Consider the following 26,135-nt stretch of genomic DNA (forward strand, 5'->3'; position numbering starts at 1 on the left):
GGTTTGGGTGGCGATGGTGGCATTCTGGCCCGCCGTCGCGTAATCCTCGACGGGCGAGGAATGGGCCGAACTGCGCGACCGCACCGTGGCGGAATGCACCCGCCTGGCGCAGGACGCGGCGCCCGACGCGGAATTGTCCGTGACCCCGAACGAATTCGGCACCGAGACCCACGCGCTGGCACTGGTCGTCGCGACGCTGCCGGACCTTCCGTCGGAACTGTCGGTCTGCCTGTTGGACAAGCAGACCGGCGCGGCGCAGCTGAGCGTTCCGTTCCAGGATCTGCCCGATACCCTGCAGCCCTGACCCGCGTCGGCATGACCGGGGCAGGGGGCTTGATCCGCCGCCCGGATTTGGCGATACAGCGGACAGTCAATCCGAAGGATCACCCATGCCCGTGCGCATCTATCAGCCCGCCCGCACCGCGATGCAGTCCGGTACCGCCAAAACCAAGGGCTGGGTGCTGGAATTCCCGCCCGCCGACGCGCGCGAGGTCGATCCGCTGATGGGCTGGACCAGCAGCGGCGATACCCAAAGCCAGGTCCGCCTGCGCTTCGACACCCGGAAGCAGGCCGAGGATTACGCCCGCGATCATGGACTGGAATTCGTGGTGCAGGAACCGCACCGCCGCGGCACGAACATCCGCCCCCGCGGCTATGGCGAGAATTTCGCCACCGACCGCCGCGAGCCCTGGAGCCACTGAGGCCGCATCCGCCATCGACACAAATCTTTGCTGACCGCCCCCGGGCGGTCATCTGCATTTGAGGGATATTCCATGACCGTCACGCATCTCGTCACCCATTCCGGCGGCTTTCACGCCGATGAGGTCCTGTCCACGGTCATTCTGACCCGGCTGCACCCGCAGGCGCGGATCATGCGGACGCGCGACGCCGACTGGATCACGCCTGCGGAAGGGCGGATCATCTATGACGTGGGCCGCGATTTCGATGCCGCGCGCATGATCTTCGATCACCATCAGAAATCTCCTCCGCTGCGCGACGAGGGCCAGCCCTACAGTTCCTTTGGACTGATTTGGCGGCAGTTCGGGCGCGACTACCTGGCCGCGCTGCAGGTGCCCGAAGCAGATCTCGGGGCGATCCATGCGGCGATTGACGTCGACCTGGTGCTGCCCATCGACCTGGTCGACAACGGCGCGCTGTCGCCGACGGGGCCCCTGGCCGATCTGTCCCTGCCGATGCTGCTGGAGAGCCTCAAGCCCGTCTTCGATGACCGCAGCCCCGACGCCGACGACCGTGCCTTTGGCGGTGCGGTCGCGATCGCCCGCGCCTTCGTCGAGGCGGCCGTGGCCCGCAAGGCCGCAAAGTATCGCGCCGAGGCCGTCGTGATGGCAGCCATTGCCGCCGCGGGCGACGGCCGGGTGCTGGAACTGCCGATGGGGATGCCGTTTCGCTCCGCCATCACCGCGGCGGGGGCGGACCATCTGCTGTTCGTGATCCATCCGCGGGACACGGACTGGGCGTTAACCGGCATCCGCCGCGATGCGGACGGGTTCGCCCTGCGCGCAGACCTGCCGGCAGCCTGGGCCGGCCTGACCGATTGCGCCTTCGAGGCTGCATCGGGCGTTCCCGGGGCGCGCTTCTGTCACAATGCCCGCTTTATCGCCGTGGCCGCCGATCGCGACGCCGCTTTGCGTCTTGCCGACCTGGCGGTGGCGGCAAGCGACGTGTGACGGCTGACAGCCGGAGCCATCGGACAGCCCTGCGGTCAGGCGACTACAGGGCACGGGATAGAATGCGCAAGCTGCCGACGTGAATACATTGCAGTCATCATCGAAGTTTGGGGAATGTTGTGCCGTCTGCCGGGCACCTGTGTGTTCAACCAAACCTACTCAAGAACTTAGAGAGGTCTGGCTCCGGCGGTAGGGATCGAACCTACGACCAATTGATTAACAGTCAACTGCTCTACCGCTGAGCTACGCCGGAACACGGGGCGGATATAGCAACCTCGGTCAGGGGCGTCCAGTGGCGTTCTGGGGTTTTTTGTCATCCGGTCGAAAAAACCGTTTCGATCGTCAAAACGCCGGGAAAATCAACGGCTCCGATCTGAGACAGGGCGATCAAATGGGCCAGGACGTTGCGCGTGGCGATGGGAAGGACCGGTTTGGGCACCGCATAGATACGGCGCGCGAGGCCCGCCGCGGAATCGGGGCGGACCCGCAGGGCGGCCAGGATCTGGGACGTGCGGTCGCGGCGATGCCGCGCCAGTTCCGCGATCCGGTCCAGCGGGGCCGTGATCGCGGACCCGTGTGTCGGCAGCAGGACGCGCGGCGACAGTGCCGCCAGCCGTTCCAGCGAGCGGAAGTATTCCGCCAAGTCTCCATCGGGCGGAGAGATTAGAGTCGAGGACCAGCCCATCACCAGGTCGCCGCAGAAGATCCGGTCACCCCATTGGAACGACAGGTGCCCCGCCGCATGACCGGGCGTGTGCCACGCAGTCAGCGACCAGTCTGGCGTGGTGATCACCTCTTGGTCACGCAGGTGGCGGTCGGGCGCGAAGGCGTGGTCCAGCCCCTCGCCCCCGCCAAGACCCTCCAGCACCAGGCGGGACATCAGCGGCGACCGCCCTGCCAGCGCATCGCCGAAGGCCAGCACCGGGGCGCCGGTCAGGCGGGACAGGCGTGCGGCTCCAGCGCTGTGGTCGCGATGCGCGTGCGTGATCAGGATATGGCTGATGCGGCCGCGGCCGGCGCGGGCGACGGCGTCGATATGGGCGGGATCGTCGGGGCCGGGGTCGATCACCGCGACATGGCTGTCGCCCAGCAGGAAGGTGGTCGTGCCCGGCCCGGTCAGGGGGGACGGATTCGGGGCCAGGATCTGCAGCGGCTCTTTCGCAGTTGAGGTCATGGGGCTAGCCTAGCGCGCAACGCAGGAGGCCGCCATGTCGAACAATGCCGACGCCACGCAGATGCGCAAGCTGGTCCCGCGGGGCCTCTATGCGCGCGCGGCGCTGATCCTGTTCCTGCCGGTCGTGGTGGTGACGACTGTGGTCAGCGTGATGTTCCTGCAGCGCCATTTCGAGGGCGTGACCCGGCAGATGACCGCCAGCATGTCGCACGAGCTGACCTTCGTCGCGCAACTGATCGACAGTGCCGCGACGCCCGATGCGGCGCGGCGCGCCGGGGTGTCCGTGGCGCGCCCGCTGGAGCTGGAACTGGCGCTGCTGGTCGATCCGCCTACCGAGGATCGGCGGCTGTTCTACGATTTTTCGGGACGGGTGGTGACCGAGGTGCTGCGCGACGCGCTGCCGCAGGTGATCTCGGTCGATCTGGCTAGCAGCGACCGGCGGGTGTCGGTGGCGCTGGACGGGCCGCACGGACCCTATGCGCTGAGCTTCGAGCGGCGGCGGGTCAGCGCGTCGAACCCGCACCAGCTGCTGGTGCTGATGGTGTTCACGTCGGTCCTGATGACGGGGATCGCGATGATCTTCCTGCGCAATCAGCTGCGGCCAATCCGGCGGCTGGCCTATGCGGCCGAGGAATACGGCAAGGGGCGGATCGTGCCCTATCGCCCGTCCGGGGCGGTCGAGCTGCGCAGCGCGGGCACCGCGTTCCTGGACATGCGCAACCGGCTGGAGCGCCAGAACGACCAGCGCAAGCTGATGATGTCTGGAATCAGCCACGACCTGCGCACGCCGCTGACGCGGATGAAGCTGGGGCTGTCGATGATCGGGCCGGACATGCCGCCTGAGCCCGGTGACATCAGCGCGATGGAGGCCGATATCGCGGAGATGAACCGCATGGTCGACGGCTTTCTGGACTATGCCCGCGACGACGCGCAGGACAGCGCGCCCCAGCCCATCGCCGCCGCGGGTTTCCTGGAGGGCCTGGTCGCGGACGCGCAACGCGCCGGCCAGCAGGCCAGCCTGGTCCAGTTCGAGGGCGATCGGGACGGGTTGGCCACCTTCCGCCCCGACATGCTGCGCCGCGCGCTGGAGAACCTGATCGGCAACGCGGTGCGTTACGGCAGCCGGGCCGAAATGGACGCCTCGCTTGGCCCGCGCAGCCTGCGGATCGGGATCGAGGATGACGGCCCCGGCATCCCGGAGGACAGCCTGGACGCGGCCATGCGGCCCTTTACCCGGCTGGATCCGTCGCGGCGCAGGAACAGCGCGCAGGGGGCCGGGCTGGGCCTGGCCATCGCTGCGGACGTGGCGCGCGCGCATGGCGGGCAGCTGCGGCTTGGCCGCGGCCCGCGTCTGGGCGGTCTGCGGGCAGAGATCGTCATTCCGCGCTGACGAAATAGGTGGCATTGTTGCGGTCATATTGAACGCGGGGGGCGACACCCCTAGATTGATCGCATGCAGAGGCCGCGCGTCGCCATGACGGGGCCGCGGCTTCGGGCAGAAAGGACATACCATGACGGAATTCACCACCCAGACCTATCCGGTGCTGCCCCTGCGGGATATCGTCGTCTTCCCGCACATGATCGTTCCCCTGTTCGTCGGACGCGAGAAATCGGTCCGCGCGCTGGAGGCCGTGATGGAATCGGACAGCCCGATCCTGCTGGCCGCCCAGAAGGACGCGGCCATCGACGAGCCGACCGAGGAGGGCATCTTCCGCGCCGGTGTTCTGGCCAATGTGCTGCAGTTGCTCAAGCTGCCGGACGGCACCGTGAAGGTGCTGGTCGAGGGCCGCGAGCGTGTCGAGATCACCGACTTCGTGCCCCATGACGACCATTTCATGGCCGAGGCCCGCGTCCTGGACGAGACGATGGGCGACGAGGCCACGGTGGCCGCACTGGTGCGCACCGTGACCGAGGAGTTCGAGCGTTACGTCAAGGTCCGCAAGAACATCCCCGAGGAGGTCGTGACCGCCGTGTCCGAGGCGTCCGAGCCCGGCAAGCTGGCCGACCTTGTCGCCGGACACATGGGCATCGACCTGGAGCGCAAGCAGGACCTGCTGGACACGCTGGAGGTCGCGGCACGCCTTGAGAAGATCTATGGCCACATGCAGGGAGAGATGTCTGTCCTGCAGGTCGAGAAGAAGATCAAGTCGCGCGTCAAGACCCAGATGGAGAAGACACAGCGCGAATACTATCTGAACGAGCAGATGAAGGCGATCCAGAAGGAGCTGGGCGACGGCGAGGACGGCCAGAACGAGTTGGCCGAGCTGGAGCAGAAGATCGCCGCCACCAAGTTCAGCAAGGAGGCCCGCGACAAGGCCGACAGCGAGCTGAAGAAGCTGAAGTCGATGTCACCCATGTCGGCCGAGGCGACCGTCAGCCGCAACTACCTGGACTGGCTGCTGTCGCTGCCCTGGGGTGTCAAGTCGCGCACCCGCAAGGATCTTGGCCGCGCCGAGGCGATCTTGGACGCGGACCACTATGGTCTGGACAAGGTCAAGGAGCGGATCGTCGAGTATCTGGCCGTGCAGGCCCGCAGCCAGAAGCTGAAGGGCCCGATCCTGACGCTGGTCGGTCCTCCGGGCGTGGGCAAGACCTCGCTTGGACGGTCCATCGCCAAGGCGACGGGGCGCGAGTTCATCCGCATCAGCCTTGGCGGCGTGCGCGACGAGAGCGAGATCCGCGGTCATCGCCGGACCTATATCGGGTCCATGCCGGGCAAGATCATTCAGGCGCTGAAGAAGGCCAAGACGACCAACCCGCTGATCCTTTTGGATGAGATCGACAAGATGGGCCAGGATTTCCGGGGCGATCCGGCATCCGCTATGCTGGAGGTGCTGGATCCGGAACAGAACTCGACCTTCGTGGACCACTATCTTGAGGTGGAATACGATCTGTCGAACGTGATGTTCGTGACCACGGCAAACAGCTACAACATGCCGGGCCCGCTTCTGGACCGCATGGAGATCATCAGCCTGTCGGGCTATACCGAGGATGAAAAGCGAGAGATCGCCAAGGGCCACCTGCTGTCCAAGCAGATCGCCGCGAACGGTCTGCGCAAGGGCGAGTTCAGCGTCACCGACGAGGCACTGATCCACATGATCCGGTATTACACCCGCGAGGCCGGGGTGCGTTCGCTGGAGCGCGAGATTGCCAAGCTGGCCCGCAAGGCCGTGACCGAGATCCTGAAGGGCAAGGTCAAGTCGGTCGAGGTGACGCCGGAGAAGGTCGAGGAATACCTCGGCGTGCGCCGCCACCGCTATGGCCTGGCCGAGAAGGAGGACCAGGTCGGCGTGGTGACAGGTCTTGCCTGGACCTCGGTCGGGGGCGATCTGCTACAGATCGAGGCGTTGCGTCTGCCGGGCAAGGGTCGCGTCAAGACCACCGGCAAACTGGGCGAGGTGATGAAGGAATCGATCGACGCGGCGTCCAGCTTCGTGCGCTCGATCGCGCCGGATATCGGGGTCAGGCCCCCGGAGTTCGACAAGCGCGACATCCACGTCCACGTCCCCGAGGGCGCCACGCCCAAGGATGGTCCGTCGGCGGGCATCGCCATGGTAACCTCGGTCGTGTCGGTCATGACCGGAATTGCGGTCCGCAAGGACATCGCCATGACCGGCGAGGTGACGCTGCGCGGCAATGTGCTGGCCATTGGCGGGCTGAAGGAGAAGCTGCTGGCGGCCCTGCGTGGCGGCATCAAGACGGTGCTGATCCCGCAGGACAATGAAAAGGATCTGGTCGAGATCCCGGACAACGTCAAACAGGGGTTGACCATCATTCCGGTCAGCAACGTCCGCGAGGTTCTGCGCCACGCCCTGGTGCGCCAACCCAAGGCCATCGAATGGGACGAGGCCGCCGAAGAGGCGGCCGAGGCCGCGCGGCTAGCCAACCATCGCGGCAGCGATGGACAGGGCAGCGCCGTCGCTCACTGACAGGGAGAGGGCCGGGGCGATCCCCGGCCCTTTTTCCATGGCGCGGGCGGGCGTTAACAAAGATTGACGCAACGTCAAATCGCGCTAGGCTGATCCCATCATTGCCTGACGGGGGGGACAGCAATGCCAGCCGAAATCATCGGGGCCGACGGCCCGACGCCCGTGCTGCACGATCCGCATGTGGCGATCGTCGTTCAGAAGCGAGACTTCATCGACCGGGTCGTGGCCGCGACGGGCGCCCGGCGCACCGATGCGCGCCCGATCATCGAGGCGACGCTGGCGCAGCTTGGCATCGTCCTGTCCGCCGGGCACACCCTGGCGGTGCCGCCCCTGGGGCGGGCGCGAATCAATCTGGAGCGTGACGCCCGCGGCGGCGATGTCATCACGCTGCGGCTGCGCCGCCGTGCCCCCCACCGGCCTGATGGCGTGGAAAACAGCTAGGCGAAACGCGCATCGCCCTCTTGCAACCGGCTGCGGCTGGCGGTAATGACCAGCCCGACGGGTGATTAGCTCAGTGGTAGAGCGCTTCGTTCACATCGAAGATGTCAGGGGTTCAAATCCCTTATCACCCACCATTCCTCCCCAGTAATTGCTAGCCAAAACGCCAATCCACACCGGCTTTACGAAGTGCCCCCCGGTTCATTGAACCTACTTTTGCGCGCGCAGCTGGACGAAATCCAGCACCTCTGCGGCATCCGCCAGGTGCTCCGGCGCGAATCGTCCGTAAGTCGAGTAGGTAATCGCGGCATTGCTGTGACCTAGATACTGGGCGACCCGTTCCATCGGCACGCCGCTTGAAACCATTGCCACGGCCGCACTGTGCCGGATCGTGTGAAGCGTCACGTCTTTCAGTCCAGCTCGCGTGACTGCGCCCTCGAAACCCTTGCGCATGCTGGCGATCCTTTCCCCGCCCCATTCCACGACGTAATCCGACAGCGCTGCGGCCTGGGCGGTCTGCAGTGCTGCCATGAGGCCACGGTTGATGGGCACGATTGCTCGGCCTTTCCGCGTCCGCGCATCGTCTAGGCGAAGGTTGATGACGCCACGCTCCAGGTCCACCCGATCCCAAGTCAGATCGAGGATTGCGCCAACCCGGCCAGCAGTCGCGAAAAGCAGGTGAATGGCCAGCGCAATGTGCGGCGCTTCAGTGCTGTCGATCAGCAGCTGAATTTCGTCCTTCCGCAAAAATCGCTCTTTGGGCGTCGGCTTTGCAGGTCGCTCGATGTACGGCGCTGCATCGATGATCCGTGCGCGTTCGGCGAAGGTCATGGCGCTGCGCAGGTGGCCAAGCTCGGTATGAACCGATCCCTGCGAGATGCCCTTGTCCATTCGCATCCTAGCGTACGATCGGCACAGGTCGGTGGTGATCTGGTCTGGCCGGTAGTGCCCGAAATGGGCCAGGACGGCCTTCCCGGTATAGCCCATGGTCTTAGCCGTCGGGCGGTCGCCCAGATCCCTGACATACTCCGCCCATATCGCCGACACGTTCATCCCAGCCTGAGATTGGACGAAATGATGTGCGCGGTAGACGTCTATCGCTTCTGCTTCGGCTTCCGCTCGGGTGCGTGCCGCAAGTTTATGCCGAACTCGTTTGCCTTCGGTGCCGGTCCAGTAGACGCAATATCCGCCGCGAAGTCTTCCGATGCTGATGTCTGGCACGCTTCAAATTCCTCAACTACATCTGCCGGGATACGGTACAGTTTTCCAAACCGGAAATGCTTCAGGTCGCCAGCAGCGCAACGCTTCCGCACTGCATTTGCGCTTACGCCCCATCGCTCGGCAAGGGTTTCGGGCGAGTAGGGCCCGCGGATCGTCTCGTGGCGTCCCATCACTTCTCCTTCTCAATCGACTTATTGGCTTGCTGGGCCTGCCACGCTGCGAACCGACCGGCGGGACGGATCCGCAGCCCGCCGTCTTTGCCCGGCTCGGCCAGCCCGGCATCCATCAGCTCGGCAGCGGCTTTGCGGTTCTTCGCAGGGTGCTTGCCGGTCTTGTTGAGCCTGGCCAGCAGGTTGTTTGCTTCGGGGCTCATGCGACTCGTTCCTTCTCGCTGACGGCATAGCCGCCCCACTGGTCGGCACTGGCATCCGCCACCCCCTCGAAGGTCCTGCTCCTGATCTTCCAGCGGTCCGGCCCTGGCGGCGCGCGGTGGATCGCGCTCCAGGCCTTCCACTCGTCGCTGCCCCGCTCCGGCTCTAGCAGCACGTTTGTCGCCACTAGCTTCGGCAGGCCACGCAGGTAGAAGCCGGTGGCCTTGTAGGCAGGCTCGCCGAACCAGAACGGCTGGACGATCTGCGGGGCAGGGAGGTCGGCCGGCATACGGTCCCGGGCAAGGTCGTTCATCACCGGGTTCTCGATGGCCACCCGCTCGATCGGCGCCTGCCAGCATGCGGTGAACAGGCTGACACCTTCCTCAAACTCTTCACGCATGCTTTCCCAAGTCCGCCCGTTGGGCAGTTTCTTGGGCTCCGTCCACTTCCCCGGTCCCGACATCCAGTGGCGGCCGGACCGGCACAGGCGCGTGCACGGCGGGTGCATGACGGCCATCAGGTCCCAGCCATCGTCAAGGATGTGGCGCACGTCGCCCCGGATATGGCGGTTGCTGCCGTCCTCGGCCGCAAGGAGATCGCAGGACCAGACGTCGTGGCCGCGTGCCGCGAAGGCTCGGCGCATGACGCCGGAGGTTTCGCAGGCGATCAGAATGCGCATACGTCTGGCCTACGAGAAAAGTGACGAAACAATGACAACTCCAAGACAGAAGCGTTTACGTACTCGAATGGCTTGGTGTTCTCCGGTACTGCGACCGCGCAGGCTAAATTGTAGCTGCTGTTTTCGTTCCGAGGTCGCGATGTCTCACACTCACTCTGTTTCAGTTCCCAGCCAAGTTCTGCGCCGCGTCTTAGGCACTGCTGAACTGCATTGTGACGAGAGCGAAGAAGCGCGCATTCTGAGTGCCTCGGATGCGGTTGAATATGAGCGCCAGCGTGAAGACATCGCTGTGTTGCTAGCCATTTTGGAAGTTGCAGGTGTCGGTGAAGAAGATGACGAGTAAGGCTACTCACTGAGGCATCTTGAGCCTTAGAGCTGCCGATGGCTGAATACATGGTCATGCCGCTTTCCTCTGTGTGTTCATTCGCATCACGGCGCCGGTAAGGGCGTCCAGCTGGCCAGCCTTGATCCATCGCGACACGGTGCCGAGGGGGACGCCCAAGGCCCGGTCCAGTGCTGATTGGGACGGCCATTCCTGCCCGCCAATGCGGACTGGCTTGCCCATGCTGTTGTTCGGTCCGCCCGGCTTTGCGCCAAGCCGATCGAGGTTGCCGTGTCGGTCCAGGTGATAGTTGATCGCGCTCTTGGACCTTTTCGCAGATCGGGCGGCTTCCAGCTGGCTGCTGAATTGCCGGTCGCCGATCAGGCAGGGGTTGCCGACCGGCATCACGCCGCGCCGGCGTCTCTCAGCCCGACACATTTCCCGATTGGCAGTCCGGCATGCGTCGCACCGGCAGCCGCGGGCTTTGTAGGCGTAGATCGTGCCGTGCTTAATGGGTCCGGGACGGGGGCTCACAGCAGAACCTCCTGCCGCCCGTCGACGCGGTCCAGCCAGCGGAAGCCAGGGTCGCCCCGGCCATTGCCGCGCGGATCGCGCCTGTCCCATACGAACCACGCGTTGCGCTGCGGAGCCTGACCTTGCCCGGTGAAATCCAGCTTCCAACGCATCAGGTAGCACCAACTGAATGGATTCTCGTCCAGGAGCTGACCAAGCCCGTTGATCTTGCCTGCGGGCCACTCCCAGCCTAGCAGCAGGGCCAGATAGTCCCAGCCCGGCATGTTCAAGGTATGGCGCAGCCAGCGTCCATGGCCGTCACGCGCTGTGATCTCGCTGAACGGTGGATTCGTGATGATGGCGCCGCCGCGACTGCGCAGGCAGCTGTAGAAGTCGGCGGTCCAGCTGTCGGGGCATCCCCGATCCACCAGGTCGGACGCACAGCAGGGCATGCCCATCGCGCGGATCTCTCGCACCAACGCACCATCGCCGCAGGCCGGCTCCCAGACCGCGCCGCACTCGCGGAGTCGCGCTCCATCGACAGAGAACAGCGCCCGGATCGCCTCGGGCTGGGCGGTGGGATAGAAGTCCTCGGCCCGGCGGGACGCCTCCCGCTTGGGGCGGGGCGACAGGGGGGCATCGGCAAGCAGCGGTGCGCCGGCATCTGCCTTGTTCGCCTGGCCGCTGATCGCCCGGAAATAGCTCTTCGCGGAGGGGGCGTTCATGCTGCCTCCAACTGTTCGATGTTGCCACGCTGGACCGTGAAGGTAATCGCTACTACCCACGGGTTGCTGTCCCACGGCGCGCGGTCGGCGTTCAAGCTGTCCCAGAGGGCTTCGAAGCTGGTCCGGGCGTGGAATGCGACATACTCGCTGTCCAAGCTCTCGACCGGATCAATGCCCTCAGCGATTGCGTCGGTGCCGCTAATGTCCTGCAACCGCTGAACGCGCACGTCGGTCACGGTCAGTGTCAAGCGGCTGGCCCACCGGGGCATGTGGATCGAGGGCCGCCACTTCTGGTCTGCAAACCACTGCCGCGCACGGTCGCTTTCTCGATAGACCGCTTGGACATCTACACGATAAGCGGCCTCCCGGATCTCGGCCATTTCATCGGCGCTTGGGATCGTTTTAGTCGGCCACGCTTCCTCGCCATCCTCAGAGAAGGCAAAGGAGTTCCAGCCCTCTTTGACCCACAGGCGGTCGCTAGGGGCGTAGCCGATCAGGTCGACGTTGCCCGGCAGCAGCAGGAAGTCAGCGCCGAAGATGGCCAGCGCATTGTGTGCGGCCTTCTTGGTGATGACGCGCCGCGTCTGCGTCTTGCGGCCGTCCAAGAGCGCGCGGATCATCGGGCCGGAGAATAGGATAGGGCGATCGGTCATGCCGCCACTCCGTCCATTTCCCAGCCCTCACAAAAGGCTGCGACATCGCCCAGGTGATAGTCCGGCCCGCGCTCGGGGTCGGTCCCCTCGCAAAAGAAGTAGATGCCAATCCTGGTGGCCTTCACCGGCTCGCGGTGGATCAGGTTCGCGTCGGCGGGATGCAGGATGACATCGGCATCCTCGGGGATGTTCTGAAAGTCGTGGCGGAGGGTCATCTCAGTAATCCCCCACGCTGGTGATTACTTCGGTCTCGTCGATGATAATCTTGGTTCCGCAGGCATACATGGAGCGGATCTTCTGCTCGAGGCCATAGCTTCGGCCAATGCGCCGTTGGTCCTTGATGTCCCTGCCGTTGAGGTTGGCAGCGATGATCTGGCCGGTTTCGTGCTTGACCAGGATCCCGATATCAGCCTGGTATTTGGCTCTCTCTTCGTAGTGATTGTCCTCGTCGAGGTAGATCCATGTTGAGCCATAGCTGCCCTTGTCGATGATCACGGTAATGACTTCGCCATAGGCTCCATCGCTCTCGTGCTTCTCCAGCATCTCCTTAGCAATCTGCGAGAGTTTGATCTCCTTGGGAGCCAGGGTAAGCAGCTCTTCCATGTCTTGGGACAGCCGGCCGGCGACCAGCTCGGAGACGTTCGCCTCGATCTGTGCCTTAAGAATATTGGCGACGGTCGATCCATAGTTCGGGAGGTCCAAGTTGTTGACGCGCAGAGCGTCTTCGACGGCCTTCTCGATCAGCTTGCCGGTGTCACTGTAGGAGCGCAGGGCGCGGTCGACGCCCTCGGTCACCAGTTTGGCAACGCGGGTCTCAACCTCTTTCTCGATGTATTCAGGGGTTAGCATGGCGGCCACGGATGCGCTGATGCTGTCGCCCAGGCTTGGGACTTGGCTCATGTCTCGATCCTCGTGATGTTGTGAAAAGGGCGGGCCGGTCAGGGGGAGGGGGACTGACCCGCCAGTTCTCCCCGCGCGCCACAGGCGATGGGCGGCGGGGAATGGGGTCAGGCGCTCTGGCGCATGTTGGCGATGGCAGCCTCGTATTCGGCGCGCTGCTCGGGCGTCATGCTGTCGTCGGCCTCGTCCTCGTCGGGCTGAGGCCGATCAGCGAACGGGTCGTCGTTGGCAGTTTCGGCCTCGCGGTCAGCGGCGGCGGCAAGCTCCTGCAGCTCTGCCAGGATCGCCTTGGCGATGTCGGCCTTCTGCGGGTTCTCCTGCCACCAGGTGCGCATGGCGCTCCGCCCGCGGCGCGCTTGGGTGCGGGCCTCGTCCAGCGCTGCCTTCTGCTCCTGAGCGCTACCTTGGCCCTTCGCCCACTCGGCCATCTTGCGGCCGGTCTCGGCACCCATCGGCTGGCGCGGGTTCAGCAGCGCCTTGAACTGGTCCGCGACCTTAATCTGGTGGACGGGGCAGCCGGGCGCGACCGGGTCCAGGATCACCATCGTGGTCATCTCGAACATCAGGTCCCCATCGGCGGCGGGATCCCACGGCACGTCCTTGCGCCGGGTCTTGGTGGTCCGGGCATTCAGCTTGGTCTTGAAGTCCTGCATCACCGGCTTGGCGCGGGTACAGATGATGATGTTCGTCTTGGCGCGCACGATGCGGTCGATCAGGCGCCGGTACCGCGGCTTGACCTCGGCCCAGGCCAGCTGGCTGCGCTGGTCCTTCTTGCTGTCGTCGCCGCGCGTCAGGCGGTCCAGCGTCGTGGCGTGCAAGTCCAGCACCCCGCCGACGCCTTCCCAGGCATGCGAGAAGCTGTCGAGGATCAGCACCGGCAGCCCTGCCTCCTCGGCGGCGTCGATCACCTCGATCCAACGCTCGGGCCCGAAGCCGACCACGCTGCCCTTGTCGTCCACCGCCGCGAAGTCGAAGTGCATCATCTCGGGGAAGGCCGCCTTGTAGTGCAGCGCGCGGCGGTTTTCCGTATCGACATAGCCGATGGGGGCGCCTGGCTTGCCGGTGACGACCTCGGCGATACCGCGGGCCATCAACAGCGCGGTATACGTCTTGCCCGTGCCCGACCCGCCGCTCAGGCCGATCGACAGGGTCAGGGGATCATTGATCTCGGTAACGGGGATGAAGCGGATCACGCCCATGGGTTCACCTCGTGGTTCTCGGGGGATTGCGCCGCATAGGAGGCGGCAAGGATGTCGCGGCCCGTGTCGCGCTTGATCTGGGCCTCGTGGCTTTCGCGCTCGAGCCAGCGCTCGATCGCCCAGCTGGGCAGGTCGACACGGTGCACGCCGAGCGGATAGCCCGGCCACTGGCCCGCGCGCAGGCACAGGCGCCACATCTCGCGGGCGCGGGCGATCTTCTTGCGGGCGATGAGCAGCGTGTCGGCGCCCAGTTCGACCACGCAGACCTCGTGCGGCGCGCTCTTCTCCTGGAACACGAAGCGGAACACGCGGTCCTCGCCGGTGGCCGCGTGCCAGACCTGGCGGTAATGCTCGGCCTGCACGTCGTAGCCGTAGTTCAGGATGGCCTTCTGACAGGCCTCGGGGCTGGCGTTCTCGCAGGTCTTGAAGTCGTAGATCGGCAGGCGCGCATCCAGCGGCACGTTGTCGATCATCGCGCGGCACCAGACGCCGTCGATCTCGGCAATGGCCACTATCTCGGAGCGGGCGGGGTCCAGGTCAATCTGCAGCGCGGTCAGCTTGTCCTGCGCCTTGGCGCGCATGGCATTGATCTGCGCGACCTCGTCCTCCTTGAGGGGGGTCTGGCCGGCGGCGCGGGCGTCCTCGATGAAAGCCTTGGCCTCCTTCGTGCTGGCTGCACCGTTGCTGGCCAGCATGCTCCTGGGGATGCCGACATAGTCTCCGCCCGCGCCCAGGATCGCGCGGTGCGCCGCCCGGCCGATGTCGAAGGTCTTCTTGTTCACCGGCTCCCAGTCCGGGTTCAGCCGTGGGCTGGCCGTCCAGGCATGCAGGGGCGACTGCCCCAGCATGGTCTTGGCCAGCGTCGAGGACAGGGACGGCTCAGGCGCCGGGTCGCGGTGATAGTCCTCGCCGTCGATCTGGTGGACGCCGGCGGTAAGGATGCGGGTGAGCGGCTGATACTCCTCGTAGGGCGGCGAGCCCGCGATCTTGTTCGGCTCGGGACGCTTCGGGGCGTCGTCAAAGGGCCATGCTCCATCCATGTCAGAACCTCACGGTCGTGTTCGGGATGCCACCGGCCACCAAGGCCTCGGCAACGGTTTCGGGGGTCAGGGGCTGGGGCAGGGCGGTCAGTGCCGCGGCGATCTCGCGCTTGATCCGGTTGCGGATACGGGCGTTTTCCTCGCGCCTGCGCTGCGCCTCTTCCTCAGCGCGCTTCTCGGCCGCGATCCGGTCCCGCTCGCGCTGCGCAGCCTGCTCTTCGCGGCGGGCGGCCTCGGCCAGCTCGCGCTGGTGGCGTTCCTCCGCCTCCGCCGCGGCCTTCTCGGCAGCTTCCTTGCGGACGCGCTCGATGCGCTCGGCCTCAGCCTGTTCGCGGGCAGCCCGCTCCTCGGCCTCGCGCGCCGCGCGGGCCTCAGCGTCCTTCCGGTCCTGCTCGGCGCGCTCGGCCGCCAACCGCTCCGTCTCGACGCACTCGCGTTCAATCCGGGCGGCTTCGTCAGCGGCAGCCCGCTCGGCGGCTTCCCGGCGCAGGGTCTCCAGCTCCGCAGCCTCGGCCTCACGCTTCTGGGCCGCGACGAACATGTTGCGCAACGCGTCCATGGTGGCGGCCCTGGCAGCCTCGGCCGCATCCCGGTCGTCGCCGAAGTCGTCCGGCAGGACGATACCCTTGATCTGCGCCGCCTTCGCGATGATGTCGGCTGATGCCTCCAGCCCAGTCATGCCATGGTTGGACAGCTGGCCGAGAAGCCGCTTGTTCCGCTCCTGGCGGGCAGCCTCGGCTTCTTCCCATGCAACCAGTGGGGCCCGGGCCTCGTCGCGCAGCGCGTCGAGCCGATCGCGGATGTTCTTGCGGGATGCGTCGACCAGGTTGATCTGCCTGCGGGCGTCCTCGTTCAGCGCCTTGCCGGCATCGTCCAGCATCGTCTTCGACCGGCTCACCTTGTAGGCCAGCGACTTGATCGCCTCGCGGCCCTTGTTGGTGCTGGCGTCGGAGACATGGGCGCGGACCTCCGCTTCGATCCGGGCGATCAGCGGGTCGATCCCGGTGCCGTCCTTGAACAGCGCAGCAAGATCCGTTCCGGCAGGCAGCATCAGCCCCGTGCCGGGGGTGTTGGTCATGTCGTTCATGTGGGTTTCTCCTATTCCGCGGCCAGCTTCAGCGCGGGGTTGTCCTCAAGGCGGCGAACCGCCGGAAAATCCAGATCGCGCTTGATACAGACGTCCTGCAGCTCGCGCTCGAATGCGTCGGTGACGTCAGTGATGCCGGCGGGCAGGCCATCGGCGGTGGTGATCTGCCAGACACCGACCGGCTCACCCGCATCGGTCGCGCATGTGAACTGGTCGTACGCCTCGTCGCGGTTCGGGGTGATGTCCGGGCTGCCGATCCCCAGGTCGCCATAGTCACGGGCCACCAGGAACAGGACCGGGGGCAGGGGGGTGCGGTTCATTTCTTCACCTCGCCGCGCTCTTTCAGCAGCTGCTGCAGCACGAGGTTCTGCGTCATCAGCTTGCCCAGCAGCTCGTTGGCGCACTTGTCCTTGCCGAGGAGCGTCACTGCCCCATCTCCGCGATGCAGGCCGCGACCTCGCCGCCGTGGTACTGGGCGCAAAGGTCCGGGCGGTCCGTCGATGCAAAGGCATCGCTGGTGAGGAGCCAGATCATCCCGAAGATCGCAGCGCCAATGGCCCAGATAGCGAATGCGCTGGCCACGCCGCAGAAGAAGCAGCCGTCTCGATCATCCTCTTGGTAGTTCGCCTGGTGCATGTGGGTTCTCCATCTCGGCGGGCGGCTCGTGTGTCGCGCCCTGTGGAGATGAAGATAACTACGCAATATGCGCAGTGTCAAATAAAAAACTACGCAATAAGCGGAGTTATTGTGACTAGGACAATTTCTCGCTGCTATCCTGCCCCTTGCCAGCGCCAGGCTGTGGCGCATGAAAAAGCCCGCCGGAGCGGGCTTTCCAATTGGTCTGATGCTGCCGACCTTCTAGGTCTTGCTCTTATCGATCATGCCAGGTTTAGCCGGATCTTCGGCTACAGCAGCATCTGGTCGATTGCCGCCAGGGATAGCCGGGTTGGCTTCATCCGCTGCATGGTCTGGCACCTCGGGATGGCGCTCGGTCCTTGCAGCTTCTTTCACTTGATCGGTAGGGGTAGGCTTTGATTGGTCGTGGTTCATGACGTGGTCCTCCGGTGGGATGAACCCCAATAATGAACTGATGTTCCGAACGTGAAAAAGCCCGCCTGAGTAGGCGGGCTATCGATTTTGAGAAGGGTTGCACATAGGCCCATATCTTGATCAACAAGCATCTGCACACAACATATTGTGCCGAAATGCCCGTTATGCGGTCCCCGACCTGCGAAAAGCTAAACCTAGCGGGTAGACAGAACGGTGCGCGTTCCTCTATGTTCTCGTTATGTTCTTATTCGGGGTGGGTATGCGGGACGACGAGATGTTGGAGATGCTGAAAGATGCCAGGCGCGAGAGCGGCTTGCCCTTGGACTTCTGGGCTGACCTGACGGACGGACTGCCTCATAACTTCGCGGCGATCCTATGCGGCAAGTCCTCGATCTTCCCGAAGTACATAAACTCCAAGGTCAGACCGTGAGCCTTTCGGATCTTCTTTGCCGCAATCAAGCTAAGAGGACGTGTACCGTTCTCGAAAGGGCCATAAGTCTGCTCGCCCATGTCGGCGCGCTCTGCAAACTCGCGCTTTGATAGACCAAGTGCTTCGCGCGCCGCTTTGAGCCTAGCAGCGACCGCTTCAACGTCATCTTCCCGATCTTCAAGCATCAGCGCCACCATCATGGGTTGGCACCAATAATAGTTACGCATACCGCGAAGTCATCTTGCCGGTTTGCGTATTGACTGAAGCTGCGCATATTGCGTAGTATTGCACTATGGACAAGCTCAAGCAAATTTGGACAACCCCCGCGGCCCTCTCGTCTGACTTGGGCCTGCCTTACACAACGGTGCATTCGTGGTTCGTCCGCGAAAGCATCCCGGCCACTCGTGACCTTGATCTGATCGACGCAGCCAAACGGCGCGGTCATCGGCTGACTTTGGAGGATCTCGCGCACGCACGCCGCGCTAGGGCAGCTGCCTGATCCCCTCACATTCCCCACCATCCGCAACCCGCCCGACCAGGGCGCAGGTGAAACCGATGCCACGTCACACACTCCACTCAGAACCCCACCGGCTCCACCCATCATCTGATGCCACGGGCCCGGCGGTCAAAAAAGGAAACGCGGTTTCCGGAGGAATCCATGTCTGAACGAGGGATTATCCGCGCCTTCATGGCCAACCTGATCGAGAAGGCCGGAGGCTTCGATGCCGCTGCCGCCATGATCGGCGCCCGCCTCGGGCACGACATCTCCAAGGGCTCGATCTCCAAGCGGCAGTCCGGCCAGCTGGATTGGCCGCTGATCGAGATCATGGCCCTGGAGGATGCCATAGGCGAGCAGCCCGTGCGCCGCTGGCTGATGCAGTCGCTGCCCGAGGTGCAGGACGCGGCCTGCCTGATGCAGTCCGCCGGCGAGCTTGCGGCCGAAGGTGGCGAGGCCGTCATGGCCCTTACGCAGCTGGCCATGGGCAAGGGCTGCCGCGCCACCGCGCGCAAGCAGATCGCGGACGTCATCGACAGCGCCAAGCGCACCGCCGCGGTCCTCGTGCGCGAGGACGGTTGAGATGCCGAGCGAGCAAGACCTGCCCCGCCTATCCGAAGCCATCCGGATCGTGGTGAACGATGATCGGGCTTCGACCAGCTATCTCCAGCGGAAGCTGGCCATCGGCTACAACGCAGCCGCCCGCCTCATCGAGGAGATGGAGGCTCGTGGCGTGGTCACGAAGCCCTGCGAGTTCGGGAAGCGCGACGTGCTTTGGACCGGGCCAATCAAGGCGAATGCAGATGCAGAAGCAGCACTCCGCAGCCCATCGGTGACAATTTCAGCAGGCGGCACGTCTGTCACGACCACGGTCGAAGATCTGAAGAACATCGGCCGGCGCATGTCGGCCGCTGACCGCAAGCGCCGCAAGGTGCCCCCCTTGAAGAACACCCCGGAGGATCATGCTGTGGACGATCAAGCATATGGCGTCGCTGCCGACGAGCTGCGCCAGTTCATCGAGCAATTCGAGCAGCTGGAAGCCGAGAAGAAGGACATCGCCGAACGTCAGAAGGAGGTCATGGCTGAAGCCAAGGCCCGTGGCTACGACACCAAGGTGATGAAGCAGGTCGTCGCCCTGCGCCGTCGCGACAAGGACGACATCGCCGAGGAAGAGGCGATCCTCGACATGTACAAAGCCGCGTTGGGGATGGTGTGAAGGTCATCATCACCATTCCCGGCAAGCCATTTGTCAAGAAGCGGGCAAGGGGGTTCTACAACCCCCGCCTCGGCCGCGCCGTCACGGTCAACGACCCGGCCAATGCCCGGTTCGAGGACGTGGTGCGCCAGCATGGAATGGCGGCTTTTCCGGAGCCCCTAACCGGGCCGGTAAGCCTGACGATCACCGCGATCTTCGAGCCTGCTGTCAGCTGGTCAAAGAAGCGCCGCGCCGCGGCCATGGGCAGCTGGCACGTCCAGAAGCCGGACGGGGACAATCTGCTGAAAGCGGTGAAGGACGGCCTGAACCGCGTCGCATGGACGGACGACTGTCAAGTGGCCGACGCCCGGGCCTTGAAGATGTGGGGCGAAGCCGCAGCGACCGTGGTCGAGATCGAATCCTTGCCGCTGACGGACAGCCAGCTGCGCGCCCTGATCGTGGGTGGGGGTGCCGAATGAGCCGCCCGGGCCCCACCAAGGAACAAACCCTTGCCGCCCTGGCGCGCGTGAGCCGCGGCGAGGTCTGGAACCATACCCCCCAGCCTGCCCACTGGAGCAGCGTGGGCGACCTCGCAGCCGAGCAGGTCTGGAAGAAATGTGAGGCAGCAGAATGAACGTCGTAACCGCCATCCGGCCCGAGACGGGTCACTACTCAATAGAAGGCGAGCAGCAGCTTCTTGGCGCGCTGCTCATGAACGATCGGCTTGTCCCGGCAGTTATGCGGACGGGCGGCGCCGAGCTGTTCCATCATCCGCTGCATGCGGAGATCTATGACCTGATCGAGGCCCGCGCCAATCGGGGCGACCTGGTCAGCCCGGTCACGATCAAGGCGGACCTGCAGGGCTCGCGGGATCTGGAGGAAGCTGGGGGCCCGGCATACCTCGTGCGCATGGCGTCGAACAGCCTGCCGCCGGCCTTTGCCGCGGACATGGCGAAGCACCTTGCCGAGCTGGCCCGAAAGCGCGCACTGGCCGCCGCAATCTCGCAGGCGCAGACATCACTGCTGCGCGGGGACATTCCGGCCACTGAGATCGCGCACGGGCTTGAGCGCGAGATTCTGGCAGCCGAGTTCACGACCGAAGCCGACCGCCCCGTGTCCATGAGTGCTGCGGTGCGTGAGGCGATGGCCATGGCGATCGAGGCCTATCAAGGGACCAATGCCGATCTCGTCCGCTTCGGCATCCCCGCGCTCGATGACATCATCCCGGGCCTCTATCCCGGCGAACTGACGCTCCTCGGCGGGCGCCCGGCCATGGGCAAGTCCGCGGTGGCGCTGACGATGGCACTGAACGCTGCACGGGCCGGGCATGGGGTCGCCATTGCCTCTCTGGAGATGACCCCGGCCGCCATGGCGCAGCGGGCTCTGTCGGAGGCCTCTGCCCAGTACGGTTGTGCGGTGCCCTATGTCGACATGCGCACCGGGATCATGAGCGAGGACCAAGTCCGCGGCCTAGTCGAAAACGCCGAGGCAGTAGGCAACCTGCCCATCACCTTCCTCTCGCGCGCTCACGCCAACGTCGAGGCGCTTTCGATGGCCGTCAGGCAGATCGCCCGGGCCAACCCGAAATTCCGCCTGCTGATCGTCGACTATGCCCAGCTGCTCAAATCCAGCCGGGGCCGCAGCCGGTACGAGCAGGTCACCGAGATCAGCATTGCCCTCAAGGGCATTGCCATGTCGCTGAACATTCCGGTCGTGGCGCTGTCCCAGCTGTCCCGCGAGGTGGACAAGCGCGACGACAAGCGGCCGATCCTGTCCGATCTGCGCGAGAGTGGCCAGCTGGAGCAGGACGCTGACAGCGTGCTGTTCTGCTACCGACCGGAATACTACCTGGCGCAGGAGGAACCCGAAGCGTCCGACCAAGACGAGTATGCCGACTGGCTCCTCGATATGGAGGCCGCCCGCGGCAAGCTCGAAATCGGCGTCGCCAAGCAGCGTATGGGACAGACCGGCACCGCCCGCTGCCTGTGCGCCCTCTCCACCAACACCGTTTGGTCAGAGTAGGATCATGAGCATCAAGGTCATGTCCGCCGTGTGGGACATCGAGGGCATCGACAGCAGCGAGTGCCTCGTGCTGATCGCGCTGGCCGATCATGCCGACGATCTGGGAAGGTGCTACCCGTCTATCGCACGGCTTGCCAAGCGCACGAAACTGTCCGGCCGCGGCATTCAGAAGGTCATTTCACGGCTGATCGAGAAGGGCTTCGTCACGGTCACGCCATGTGCAGGGCAGGGGGGTGCGAACCTCTATACCGTCACCGCGACCCCTGAACCACGTTCACCCCTGAACGACGTTCACCCCCGAACCGGGTTCACCACCCCCCTGAACCACGTTCGCAAAACCCCTGAACCACATTCACCCAAACCGTCAGGAACCGTCATTGAACCGTCAACGACTGCGCGCGAGGCACAGCCTGCTGTCGTCGTCGCTGCAAGGGACAGTCGAAGGGAAGAGGTTCTCAGCCTCATGGGATGCTCCGCTGCGGGCATCACTCCAGAGGGACGGTTCACCGGTACGACCAACGACCAGGTCGAGATCGCGAAGTGGGATGGGCTTGGCCTGAGCCGATCGGAGCAGGACGGTGTGATCCGGGACATGCTCGCAAAGCAGCGCAGCAAGTCGCCCGGATTCATGCCCAACCGCTGGTCCTGGTTCACCGCCGGGATGAACGAACTTGCCCGCGCTAAGACTGCGCGACCGGCAGCAGGCACGCCTAGTGCACCAGCCGAAACCCCAGAGCAGCGCCGTGCCAGGCGCCGCAAAATGATCGGAGGCTGACCCATGGCCGCCCAACACCCCAACCCCACCAAGAGGAACCCGACAGTGAGCATCCATTTCGCAAGCATGACCGTCACCGAGATCACCGACCGCGCCCACAAGCTGATGCAGGAGGGGACCGCCCTCGCTCTGCTCGCAAACGCGCTGACCGAGTTCGAGGAGGCCACCGGCCGCAAGCTATTCGTCAGCGAGGCCGACCAGGGGACGCAGTATGTAGGTTCGCCGGCGCCGGTCGAGATCCGCTTGCAGCCTGACCACGGCCTGACGCCTCCGGAGGTTGCAGCCAGGGTCGATACCCCCGCCGAGGCCGCCCCGAAGCAGGAGCCGATCAAGAACGCAGCGTCAGCAATTGCTAAGCCTGTGCCCCCGAAACCGACCGCCGCTCAAGACCCGATCAAGAAGCCTGCAGCACGGCCCTTCGCAGCTCCGGCCGCAGCCAGGTCGCAGACCACCGACCGCCCTTGGGGTGCGCTAAGCCTGCCCGAGCGCGCCATCGTGAAGCACTTGGAGAAGATGGCCCCGGCCTTCACTCCGGCAGAGGACTTGGCCATCGCGGAGCTGCTGATCAGCGGCAACAAGATTGAGGCTGTCGCATTGCAGCTGGAGGTGCAGGCCTCCATGGCGCTGGCGCGCTGGAAGGCGTTTTTGTGCGCCGAGGTGCTGGGCGAGAACGGCAAGCCCTCGATGGATGGCCAGCAGCGGCTCCTGGCTGCGCTGCGGTACCGGAAGGACACCGTGGCATGAGCAGGTTCTCGGACGCTATAAAAACCAGAGGGGCCGCATGAGCCTGCACGACCCGATCAAGACCGGATCCCGCACCACCCGCGCCATGTCGATCACCGACGCCCTAGCGTGGGCCTTCTTCACCGAGAAGGCTGTCCTCGACTTCGATCAGTACTGCGCCCGCGAGTTTGACGGGCCGGGCGTCGACACGCTCTGGATCATGGCCGAGCGGCACAAGGTCGGCGTCACCGTCGACGGGGGAGGGACTAGCGACCCGCACCGGGATGCGCAGGTCATCGCTGCCGTGGTCGAGGCGTTGCCGGATCACGTCGGCGGCCGCCGGATGGCCATGCAGATCGCCGAGCTGGCCCGCGCCCGCAGCGCGCCGGACTGGGGGCAGAGGGATCGCATCAGCATCACGCCCTGCGGGTGGGACTGGAGCGACGAGGACGGGTGCTTCGTGGCCGGGGTGTCGCGCAATGGCAGCACTTGGGTGTGGCGCGACCGGCACCGGAACCGGCATGAGCGCAAGGGCGACGTCTGCGCCATCAGCTACACCGGCACCGCCAGCATGGTCGCCGCCAAGCGCCGGAACTACCTGGCATGGTGCGGGGCGTTGCTGGACCTATGGGCTGTGCTGAGCAGGCCGGGGATGCTGGACACGATCGAGATCACGGGACCGCTGCCAGCGCTGGCGCCTTGGCTTGAGAAGTAAGAGAAAAGGTTAACACGTTTGTCTTCATTCTCGAACTAAAGTAATGCCGTGGTTTTTGTCGAAAGCTCTTCTATGCCCCAGCTGTCCTCCTCAATTGCTCCGGAAAAAAAGAGCAACCGAATAGATTGGATAGACGCTGCGAAAGGGCTGTCTATTCTCCTTGTGGTTGCGTACCACGCTAATATCATAGCCAGCAGTTATGAGATACAATCTCAGGCCTACAGCTTTATGTCGGCTGTATTTCAGCCTGTGAGAATGCCGCTCTTCTTTGCAATCTCTGGTTTTCTGGCATCATCGATTATGCATCGCAGTTGGAGCGCGGTGACTAGGAAAAAATCGCTCATGTACGTGTACCTGTTTGCGCTGTGGAGCATCATCCACCTTGCATTCTTCAAGTACGTGGCGCCGCATCCTTCAGCAGACTTGTCAGGCGGACTGATCCAGACTGTGCTTTCCGGGTTCTTCAGGCCTCAGACAGGGATCTGGTTCATCTGGGCCCTGTCCCTCTATTTCCTGCTCGCACGTGCGTTGGTCTCATTGCCTGCCTTTGCAGTGCTTCTAACCGTTGCTACGAGCGTCGTGGCGTTCTCGCCGATCGTCGAGCCCCTTGGACTAAACTTCGCCCAGATCAATGCGCTCAAGTATGTGCCGTTCTTCGTGCTTCCGGCGATCTATGGCATGCCCGCCCTGAAGCGTCTTTCACAAAGCATTCCGGTGATGGGTATGCTGGTCGTCACTTTGCTTGCCATGTCCCTGGCGTTCAGGGAGCTTTCGGCGATCCTTTCCATCGCTGTAGGCATGTCCGCAGTGTCGCTGAACATCTGCGGCATGATCGGCGGAATAATGGCTGCGATCGTGATATCGAAGACGCCTGTAGCGCAGACGCTGTTCGGATACCTGGGGCGAAACACGCTAGCGATCTACCTCATCCACCTGTTGGTTATCGCCCTTACTCTTCCAATTCTTGAGCGGCTAAATATCACGTCCATCCATGACAATGTTGCCGTGCCCGTCCTGGTGATCATTTCGACATGCGTCAGCATCTTTACCGCGTGGGGCCTGAAGAAGCTTGGGGCGTACTGGCTATTTGCTCTGCCGACACGATCGGCAGATCCATCGTTCGCTAAGTCTCAGCATCAATTTTGAACCGAGAGATGGAGCACATAAATTGGGTCTTTTAGCAGAATAAGGTCGAGCAGGAGCAGTACTCCTGATCCGTGACCTGTGCGAGCTCGTAGCGGCATTCGCCGTGCTAGCGGTAGTGCTGTCGTAGGTCGGGTTCTGAGCGATGGTACCTAATAGCTTGGCGGATAAGCGGCGTTCTGCCTTCAGTGCGAAACCAATGGAACAGATCGGTTCACCTTCTATTATCTGCATACCGTGCAGGTACCATAGGAGTGGCAAGTTATGCCCCAGATGACGCTGACCAGAATGCCGTCAGGCGAACCCGTGGGTTTGACCTTCACAGAGGCAACCGAGTTCAACATCGACAATGGCGCTGAAGGCGCGTCGATCTTGGCGCTCTATCAGAATGGCTCCCAGCATATCGTCCATGTACGTGAGACCCGACAGGAGATCCTCGATGCCCGCAAGGCAGCACTGGAAGACTAAACAGCAGCGATCAGGTACACTTGCATAACATTCATTCTGACTTACTTGGTTTGATCATAGCGCCGTTTCGCATCTGAGAGCTGAGCTAAGGCCGCTATCAGCTCACGCCTCAGTGAAAGCAACTGGAGTTGATTCTGCGCAATCGCCTTTTCGCACATCTCCACCTTCGCATGCGATTCTGACAGCGCTGAAGCGAGTCTCTTACGGCGGGCATGGTCTAGGTTCACTGTCATGTTGGCTAAGCCTGGCAGCCTGAACTGGCATGTTCATAACATCTCACCCGGCCAAACCGCAAACATTCCTGCTCGCGCCCGCATTTGCGTGGCTACCTCGGATAATGATGCTGCCCAAATTCGCGGCGGAGCTTGACGACGTGTCACTGCTATGTTCTCCCGAGAGAACTCAGAGAAGAACAGGACGAGTAAATGACGGGCAAGCTTTCACTGGCGAACATCGAGCCTAAAGTTAGGTTTGCTCGAAAGATATCAGAGATCGACAGTTTTCGGCCCTATGGATCGAATGAAGACATAGTAAGCAACTATGCTTATCTTGGGCATTTCCTTGTTCTCTGTAATCAGCTTGGCGCAGTGAACTATGCTTTATTCAGACGATGCTTTCATGCCGATAAGCTGGAAGCTGAAAAAGAGTATTTCTCCAGCTTGTCTGTAGCAGAGCAACGGCAAAAAGCAAGAATTGCAGTCCTGTCAAAAATTAGCGAGAACCCAGAATTGACGTCGGGAATTACTGAAGAAGTCAATTCCCTGTATGATTCAATGGATGCTTTTTTTGCGGGCTTTGCTGCCTCCAAGTTTAAAAACGCAGAGCACATTCGAAATATACAGTTCTGCGAAAGCTTATTTGGAATGCCTTGCTCGGAAAATTATGAGAAAAACATTGCGGAACTGCCGATAAAGACGGCGTCATTGTATGCTCTTCTGCAGCGGATTTCGGACGTCCATGACACGATCTCCTCCCATTATGGCTGGGAAGAGGAAGTCGAGGATGGTTACACATAATAAGCCCTTTCCCGCAAAGAGCCGTAAATTTATAACACGAGCCACCAAGGAACTTTAGAGTGTCCTCAAAAATCATCGCCGTCGCAGGCATTGGCTATGTCGGTCTCTCCAACGCCGTCCTGCTGGCCGCGCGCAATACCGTCCGCGCGCTGGACGTGGACGC

Annotated in this window: 33 protein-coding genes, 2 tRNA genes and 1 pseudogene; 19 read left to right on the forward strand and 17 right to left on the reverse strand. The window is 63.5% G+C overall.

All coding sequences use genetic code 11. From position 1 onward, the window contains the following. The first annotated feature begins 85 nt into the window (after positions 1-85). From TW83_RS08000 to TW83_RS08010, 3 genes are all read left to right on the forward strand, one after another. Positions 86-304 (forward strand): hypothetical protein, encoded by a 219-nt coding sequence (locus TW83_RS08000; RefSeq protein ID WP_045982242.1) that lies wholly within the window; start codon positions 86-88, stop codon positions 302-304. Between the two features lie 85 nt (positions 305-389). Continuing rightward, positions 390-701: an ETC complex I subunit gene (locus tag TW83_RS08005; RefSeq protein WP_042248244.1), complete on the forward strand. Its 312-nt coding sequence runs from the start codon at positions 390-392 to the stop codon at positions 699-701. 72 nt (positions 702-773) lie between these two features. Further along, complete coding sequence (locus TW83_RS08010) at positions 774-1,688, forward strand: MYG1 family protein (RefSeq protein WP_045982243.1); 915 nt, start codon at positions 774-776, stop codon at positions 1,686-1,688. A 178-nt stretch (positions 1,689-1,866) separates the two neighbouring features. Here the strand turns inward: TW83_RS08010 and TW83_RS08015 are convergent. Both TW83_RS08015 and TW83_RS08020 read right to left on the reverse strand, forming a co-directional pair. Continuing rightward, positions 1,867-1,941: transfer RNA gene (locus TW83_RS08015), tRNA-Asn, on the reverse strand. Positions 1,942-2,001: 60 nt separating this feature from the next. Next, positions 2,002-2,862 (reverse strand): MBL fold metallo-hydrolase, encoded by an 861-nt coding sequence (locus tag TW83_RS08020; protein ID WP_045982244.1) that lies wholly within the window; start codon positions 2,860-2,862, stop codon positions 2,002-2,004. Between the two features lie 34 nt (positions 2,863-2,896). Here TW83_RS08020 and TW83_RS08025 point away from each other — a divergent pair, with 34 nt between their 5' ends. From TW83_RS08025 to TW83_RS08040, 4 genes are all read left to right on the forward strand, one after another. Next, positions 2,897-4,252, forward strand: coding sequence for an ATP-binding protein (locus TW83_RS08025; RefSeq protein WP_239441309.1), 1,356 nt, complete (start codon positions 2,897-2,899; stop codon positions 4,250-4,252). 121 nt (positions 4,253-4,373) lie between these two features. Next, positions 4,374-6,791 (forward strand): endopeptidase La, encoded by a 2,418-nt coding sequence (gene lon, locus TW83_RS08030; protein ID WP_045982245.1) that lies wholly within the window; start codon positions 4,374-4,376, stop codon positions 6,789-6,791. A 123-nt stretch (positions 6,792-6,914) separates the two neighbouring features. Further along, on the forward strand, positions 6,915-7,232 hold the full coding sequence (locus TW83_RS08035) for a hypothetical protein (protein ID WP_045982246.1): 318 nt from the start codon (positions 6,915-6,917) through the stop codon (positions 7,230-7,232). Between the two features lie 59 nt (positions 7,233-7,291). Further along, positions 7,292-7,366 (forward strand) — tRNA-Val (locus TW83_RS08040). Positions 7,367-7,439: 73 nt separating this feature from the next. Here the strand turns inward: TW83_RS08040 and TW83_RS08045 are convergent. The 3 genes from TW83_RS08045 to TW83_RS08055 all read right to left on the reverse strand — a co-directional run bounded on the left by TW83_RS08045 (position 7,440) and on the right by TW83_RS08055 (position 9,500). Further along, entirely contained in the window at positions 7,440-8,450 is a 1,011-nt protein-coding gene (locus TW83_RS08045; RefSeq protein WP_045982247.1) for a site-specific integrase, read from the reverse strand. A 169-nt stretch (positions 8,451-8,619) separates the two neighbouring features. Further along, on the reverse strand, positions 8,620-8,823 hold the full coding sequence (locus tag TW83_RS08050) for a hypothetical protein (RefSeq protein ID WP_045982248.1): 204 nt from the start codon (positions 8,821-8,823) through the stop codon (positions 8,620-8,622). Further along, positions 8,820-9,500, reverse strand: a complete 681-nt coding sequence (locus tag TW83_RS08055) for a hypothetical protein (RefSeq protein WP_045982249.1) — start codon at positions 9,498-9,500, stop codon at positions 8,820-8,822. The genes TW83_RS08050 and TW83_RS08055 overlap by 4 nt, the downstream gene beginning before the upstream one ends. A gap of 139 nt (positions 9,501-9,639) precedes the next feature. Here TW83_RS08055 and TW83_RS20495 point away from each other — a divergent pair, with 139 nt between their 5' ends. Next, positions 9,640-9,843 carry a hypothetical protein gene (locus tag TW83_RS20495; RefSeq protein ID WP_139085372.1) on the forward strand — a complete coding sequence of 68 codons (204 nt, stop codon included), beginning with the start codon at positions 9,640-9,642 and terminating at the stop codon, positions 9,841-9,843. A 54-nt stretch (positions 9,844-9,897) separates the two neighbouring features. Here TW83_RS20495 and TW83_RS19280 read toward each other — a convergent pair whose 3' ends face one another. The 12 genes from TW83_RS19280 to TW83_RS08110 all read right to left on the reverse strand — a co-directional run bounded on the left by TW83_RS19280 (position 9,898) and on the right by TW83_RS08110 (position 17,619). Next, entirely contained in the window at positions 9,898-10,227 is a 330-nt protein-coding gene (locus TW83_RS19280) for a hypothetical protein (protein WP_052714730.1), read from the reverse strand. A gap of 125 nt (positions 10,228-10,352) precedes the next feature. Next, positions 10,353-11,060: a hypothetical protein gene (locus TW83_RS08065; protein WP_052714732.1), complete on the reverse strand. Its 708-nt coding sequence runs from the start codon at positions 11,058-11,060 to the stop codon at positions 10,353-10,355. Beyond that, positions 11,057-11,713: a hypothetical protein gene (locus TW83_RS08070; RefSeq protein WP_045982251.1), complete on the reverse strand. Its 657-nt coding sequence runs from the start codon at positions 11,711-11,713 to the stop codon at positions 11,057-11,059. Before TW83_RS08070 ends, TW83_RS08065 begins: the two co-directional genes overlap by 4 nt. Beyond that, complete coding sequence (locus TW83_RS08075; protein WP_045982252.1) at positions 11,710-11,928, reverse strand: hypothetical protein; 219 nt, start codon at positions 11,926-11,928, stop codon at positions 11,710-11,712. Before TW83_RS08075 ends, TW83_RS08070 begins: the two co-directional genes overlap by 4 nt. A 1-nt stretch (position 11,929) precedes the next feature. Beyond that, positions 11,930-12,613, reverse strand: a complete 684-nt coding sequence (locus TW83_RS08080; RefSeq protein WP_045982253.1) for a hypothetical protein — start codon at positions 12,611-12,613, stop codon at positions 11,930-11,932. A gap of 107 nt (positions 12,614-12,720) precedes the next feature. After that, on the reverse strand, positions 12,721-13,812 hold the full coding sequence (locus tag TW83_RS08085; RefSeq protein WP_045982254.1) for an AAA family ATPase: 1,092 nt from the start codon (positions 13,810-13,812) through the stop codon (positions 12,721-12,723). Continuing rightward, on the reverse strand, positions 13,803-14,852 hold the full coding sequence (locus tag TW83_RS08090) for a PD-(D/E)XK nuclease-like domain-containing protein (RefSeq protein ID WP_052714734.1): 1,050 nt from the start codon (positions 14,850-14,852) through the stop codon (positions 13,803-13,805). Before TW83_RS08090 ends, TW83_RS08085 begins: the two co-directional genes overlap by 10 nt. A 1-nt stretch (position 14,853) precedes the next feature. Beyond that, the gene (locus tag TW83_RS08095; RefSeq protein WP_052714736.1) at positions 14,854-15,939 is read right to left on the reverse strand and encodes a hypothetical protein; all 1,086 of its coding nucleotides are present in this window, start codon (positions 15,937-15,939) and stop codon (positions 14,854-14,856) included. 11 nt (positions 15,940-15,950) lie between these two features. Beyond that, the gene (locus TW83_RS08100) at positions 15,951-16,259 is read right to left on the reverse strand and encodes a hypothetical protein (RefSeq protein WP_045982255.1); all 309 of its coding nucleotides are present in this window, start codon (positions 16,257-16,259) and stop codon (positions 15,951-15,953) included. Between the two features lie 103 nt (positions 16,260-16,362). Beyond that, a complete protein-coding gene (locus tag TW83_RS08105; RefSeq protein WP_045982256.1) occupies positions 16,363-16,575 on the reverse strand; it encodes a hypothetical protein in 213 nt (70 codons plus the stop codon). Between the two features lie 222 nt (positions 16,576-16,797). Continuing rightward, complete coding sequence (locus tag TW83_RS20500; protein ID WP_157001428.1) at positions 16,798-16,989, reverse strand: hypothetical protein; 192 nt, start codon at positions 16,987-16,989, stop codon at positions 16,798-16,800. Positions 16,990-17,343: 354 nt separating this feature from the next. Continuing rightward, positions 17,344-17,619, reverse strand: a complete 276-nt coding sequence (locus TW83_RS08110) for a helix-turn-helix transcriptional regulator (protein WP_045982271.1) — start codon at positions 17,617-17,619, stop codon at positions 17,344-17,346. Positions 17,620-18,077: 458 nt separating this feature from the next. Here TW83_RS08110 and TW83_RS08115 point away from each other — a divergent pair, with 458 nt between their 5' ends. The 11 genes and pseudogenes from TW83_RS08115 to TW83_RS20505 all read left to right on the forward strand — a co-directional run bounded on the left by TW83_RS08115 (position 18,078) and on the right by TW83_RS20505 (position 25,972). Further along, positions 18,078-18,497: a hypothetical protein gene (locus TW83_RS08115; protein ID WP_045982257.1), complete on the forward strand. Its 420-nt coding sequence runs from the start codon at positions 18,078-18,080 to the stop codon at positions 18,495-18,497. Position 18,498: 1 nt separating this feature from the next. Continuing rightward, positions 18,499-18,681, forward strand: a pseudogene (locus TW83_RS21800) (DNA translocase FtsK); the annotation flags it as partial. Positions 18,682-18,816: 135 nt separating this feature from the next. Next, complete coding sequence (locus TW83_RS21805; RefSeq protein ID WP_204245733.1) at positions 18,817-19,131, forward strand: DUF2312 domain-containing protein; 315 nt, start codon at positions 18,817-18,819, stop codon at positions 19,129-19,131. After that, positions 19,128-19,589 (forward strand): RusA family crossover junction endodeoxyribonuclease, encoded by a 462-nt coding sequence (locus TW83_RS08125; protein WP_045982258.1) that lies wholly within the window; start codon positions 19,128-19,130, stop codon positions 19,587-19,589. The genes TW83_RS21805 and TW83_RS08125 overlap by 4 nt, the downstream gene beginning before the upstream one ends. A 151-nt stretch (positions 19,590-19,740) precedes the next feature. Then, on the forward strand, positions 19,741-21,132 hold the full coding sequence (locus tag TW83_RS08130; RefSeq protein ID WP_045982259.1) for a DnaB-like helicase C-terminal domain-containing protein: 1,392 nt from the start codon (positions 19,741-19,743) through the stop codon (positions 21,130-21,132). 4 nt (positions 21,133-21,136) lie between these two features. After that, a complete protein-coding gene (locus TW83_RS19290) occupies positions 21,137-21,907 on the forward strand; it encodes a helix-turn-helix domain-containing protein (protein ID WP_162198032.1) in 771 nt (256 codons plus the stop codon). A gap of 45 nt (positions 21,908-21,952) precedes the next feature. Continuing rightward, positions 21,953-22,651: a hypothetical protein gene (locus tag TW83_RS08140; protein ID WP_157001430.1), complete on the forward strand. Its 699-nt coding sequence runs from the start codon at positions 21,953-21,955 to the stop codon at positions 22,649-22,651. 37 nt (positions 22,652-22,688) lie between these two features. Continuing rightward, positions 22,689-23,345: a hypothetical protein gene (locus TW83_RS08145; protein WP_052714742.1), complete on the forward strand. Its 657-nt coding sequence runs from the start codon at positions 22,689-22,691 to the stop codon at positions 23,343-23,345. A 72-nt stretch (positions 23,346-23,417) separates the two neighbouring features. Then, entirely contained in the window at positions 23,418-24,491 is a 1,074-nt protein-coding gene (locus TW83_RS08150; protein WP_045982261.1) for an acyltransferase family protein, read from the forward strand. A 261-nt stretch (positions 24,492-24,752) separates the two neighbouring features. Beyond that, on the forward strand, positions 24,753-24,956 hold the full coding sequence (locus TW83_RS08155) for a hypothetical protein (RefSeq protein ID WP_045982262.1): 204 nt from the start codon (positions 24,753-24,755) through the stop codon (positions 24,954-24,956). Between the two features lie 425 nt (positions 24,957-25,381). After that, complete coding sequence (locus TW83_RS20505) at positions 25,382-25,972, forward strand: hypothetical protein (RefSeq protein ID WP_157001432.1); 591 nt, start codon at positions 25,382-25,384, stop codon at positions 25,970-25,972. The last annotated feature ends 163 nt before the right edge of the window (positions 25,973-26,135 follow it).

The sequence above is a fragment of the Paracoccus sp. S4493 genome (assembly GCF_000967735.1).
GTDB classification, from domain to species: domain Bacteria; phylum Pseudomonadota; class Alphaproteobacteria; order Rhodobacterales; family Rhodobacteraceae; genus Paracoccus; species Paracoccus marcusii.

What these genes read in the sequence shown, in the direction of transcription:
- TW83_RS08005 (WP_042248244.1), top strand. Translation starts at nt 390, where the DNA reads ATGCCCGTGCGCATCTATCAGCCCGCCCGCACCGCGATGCAGTCCGGT.
- TW83_RS08010 (WP_045982243.1), top strand. Translation starts at nt 774, where the DNA reads ATGACCGTCACGCATCTCGTCACCCATTCCGGCGGCTTTCACGCCGAT.
- TW83_RS08020 (WP_045982244.1), bottom strand. Translation starts at nt 2,862, where the DNA reads ATGACCTCAACTGCGAAAGAGCCGCTGCAGATCCTGGCCCCGAATCCG.
- TW83_RS08025 (WP_239441309.1), top strand. Translation starts at nt 2,897, where the DNA reads ATGTCGAACAATGCCGACGCCACGCAGATGCGCAAGCTGGTCCCGCGG.
- lon (WP_045982245.1), top strand. Translation starts at nt 4,374, where the DNA reads ATGACGGAATTCACCACCCAGACCTATCCGGTGCTGCCCCTGCGGGAT.
- TW83_RS08035 (WP_045982246.1), top strand. Translation starts at nt 6,915, where the DNA reads ATGCCAGCCGAAATCATCGGGGCCGACGGCCCGACGCCCGTGCTGCAC.
- TW83_RS08050 (WP_045982248.1), bottom strand. Translation starts at nt 8,823, where the DNA reads ATGAGCCCCGAAGCAAACAACCTGCTGGCCAGGCTCAACAAGACCGGC.
- TW83_RS08055 (WP_045982249.1), bottom strand. Translation starts at nt 9,500, where the DNA reads ATGCGCATTCTGATCGCCTGCGAAACCTCCGGCGTCATGCGCCGAGCC.
- TW83_RS20495 (WP_139085372.1), top strand. Translation starts at nt 9,640, where the DNA reads ATGTCTCACACTCACTCTGTTTCAGTTCCCAGCCAAGTTCTGCGCCGC.
- TW83_RS19280 (WP_052714730.1), bottom strand. Translation starts at nt 10,227, where the DNA reads ATGCCGGTCGGCAACCCCTGCCTGATCGGCGACCGGCAATTCAGCAGC.
- TW83_RS08065 (WP_052714732.1), bottom strand. Translation starts at nt 11,060, where the DNA reads ATGAACGCCCCCTCCGCGAAGAGCTATTTCCGGGCGATCAGCGGCCAG.
- TW83_RS08070 (WP_045982251.1), bottom strand. Translation starts at nt 11,713, where the DNA reads ATGACCGATCGCCCTATCCTATTCTCCGGCCCGATGATCCGCGCGCTC.
- TW83_RS08075 (WP_045982252.1), bottom strand. Translation starts at nt 11,928, where the DNA reads ATGACCCTCCGCCACGACTTTCAGAACATCCCCGAGGATGCCGATGTC.
- TW83_RS08080 (WP_045982253.1), bottom strand. Translation starts at nt 12,613, where the DNA reads ATGAGCCAAGTCCCAAGCCTGGGCGACAGCATCAGCGCATCCGTGGCC.
- TW83_RS08085 (WP_045982254.1), bottom strand. Translation starts at nt 13,812, where the DNA reads ATGGGCGTGATCCGCTTCATCCCCGTTACCGAGATCAATGATCCCCTG.
- TW83_RS08090 (WP_052714734.1), bottom strand. Translation starts at nt 14,852, where the DNA reads ATGGATGGAGCATGGCCCTTTGACGACGCCCCGAAGCGTCCCGAGCCG.
- TW83_RS08095 (WP_052714736.1), bottom strand. Translation starts at nt 15,939, where the DNA reads ATGAACGACATGACCAACACCCCCGGCACGGGGCTGATGCTGCCTGCC.
- TW83_RS08100 (WP_045982255.1), bottom strand. Translation starts at nt 16,259, where the DNA reads ATGAACCGCACCCCCCTGCCCCCGGTCCTGTTCCTGGTGGCCCGTGAC.
- TW83_RS08105 (WP_045982256.1), bottom strand. Translation starts at nt 16,575, where the DNA reads ATGCACCAGGCGAACTACCAAGAGGATGATCGAGACGGCTGCTTCTTC.
- TW83_RS20500 (WP_157001428.1), bottom strand. Translation starts at nt 16,989, where the DNA reads ATGAACCACGACCAATCAAAGCCTACCCCTACCGATCAAGTGAAAGAA.
- TW83_RS08110 (WP_045982271.1), bottom strand. Translation starts at nt 17,619, where the DNA reads ATGATGGTGGCGCTGATGCTTGAAGATCGGGAAGATGACGTTGAAGCG.
- TW83_RS08115 (WP_045982257.1), top strand. Translation starts at nt 18,078, where the DNA reads ATGTCTGAACGAGGGATTATCCGCGCCTTCATGGCCAACCTGATCGAG.
- TW83_RS21805 (WP_204245733.1), top strand. Translation starts at nt 18,817, where the DNA reads ATGTCGGCCGCTGACCGCAAGCGCCGCAAGGTGCCCCCCTTGAAGAAC.
- TW83_RS08130 (WP_045982259.1), top strand. Translation starts at nt 19,741, where the DNA reads ATGAACGTCGTAACCGCCATCCGGCCCGAGACGGGTCACTACTCAATA.
- TW83_RS19290 (WP_162198032.1), top strand. Translation starts at nt 21,137, where the DNA reads ATGAGCATCAAGGTCATGTCCGCCGTGTGGGACATCGAGGGCATCGAC.
- TW83_RS08145 (WP_052714742.1), top strand. Translation starts at nt 22,689, where the DNA reads ATGAGCCTGCACGACCCGATCAAGACCGGATCCCGCACCACCCGCGCC.
- TW83_RS08150 (WP_045982261.1), top strand. Translation starts at nt 23,418, where the DNA reads ATGCCCCAGCTGTCCTCCTCAATTGCTCCGGAAAAAAAGAGCAACCGA.
- TW83_RS08155 (WP_045982262.1), top strand. Translation starts at nt 24,753, where the DNA reads ATGCCCCAGATGACGCTGACCAGAATGCCGTCAGGCGAACCCGTGGGT.
- TW83_RS20505 (WP_157001432.1), top strand. Translation starts at nt 25,382, where the DNA reads ATGACGGGCAAGCTTTCACTGGCGAACATCGAGCCTAAAGTTAGGTTT.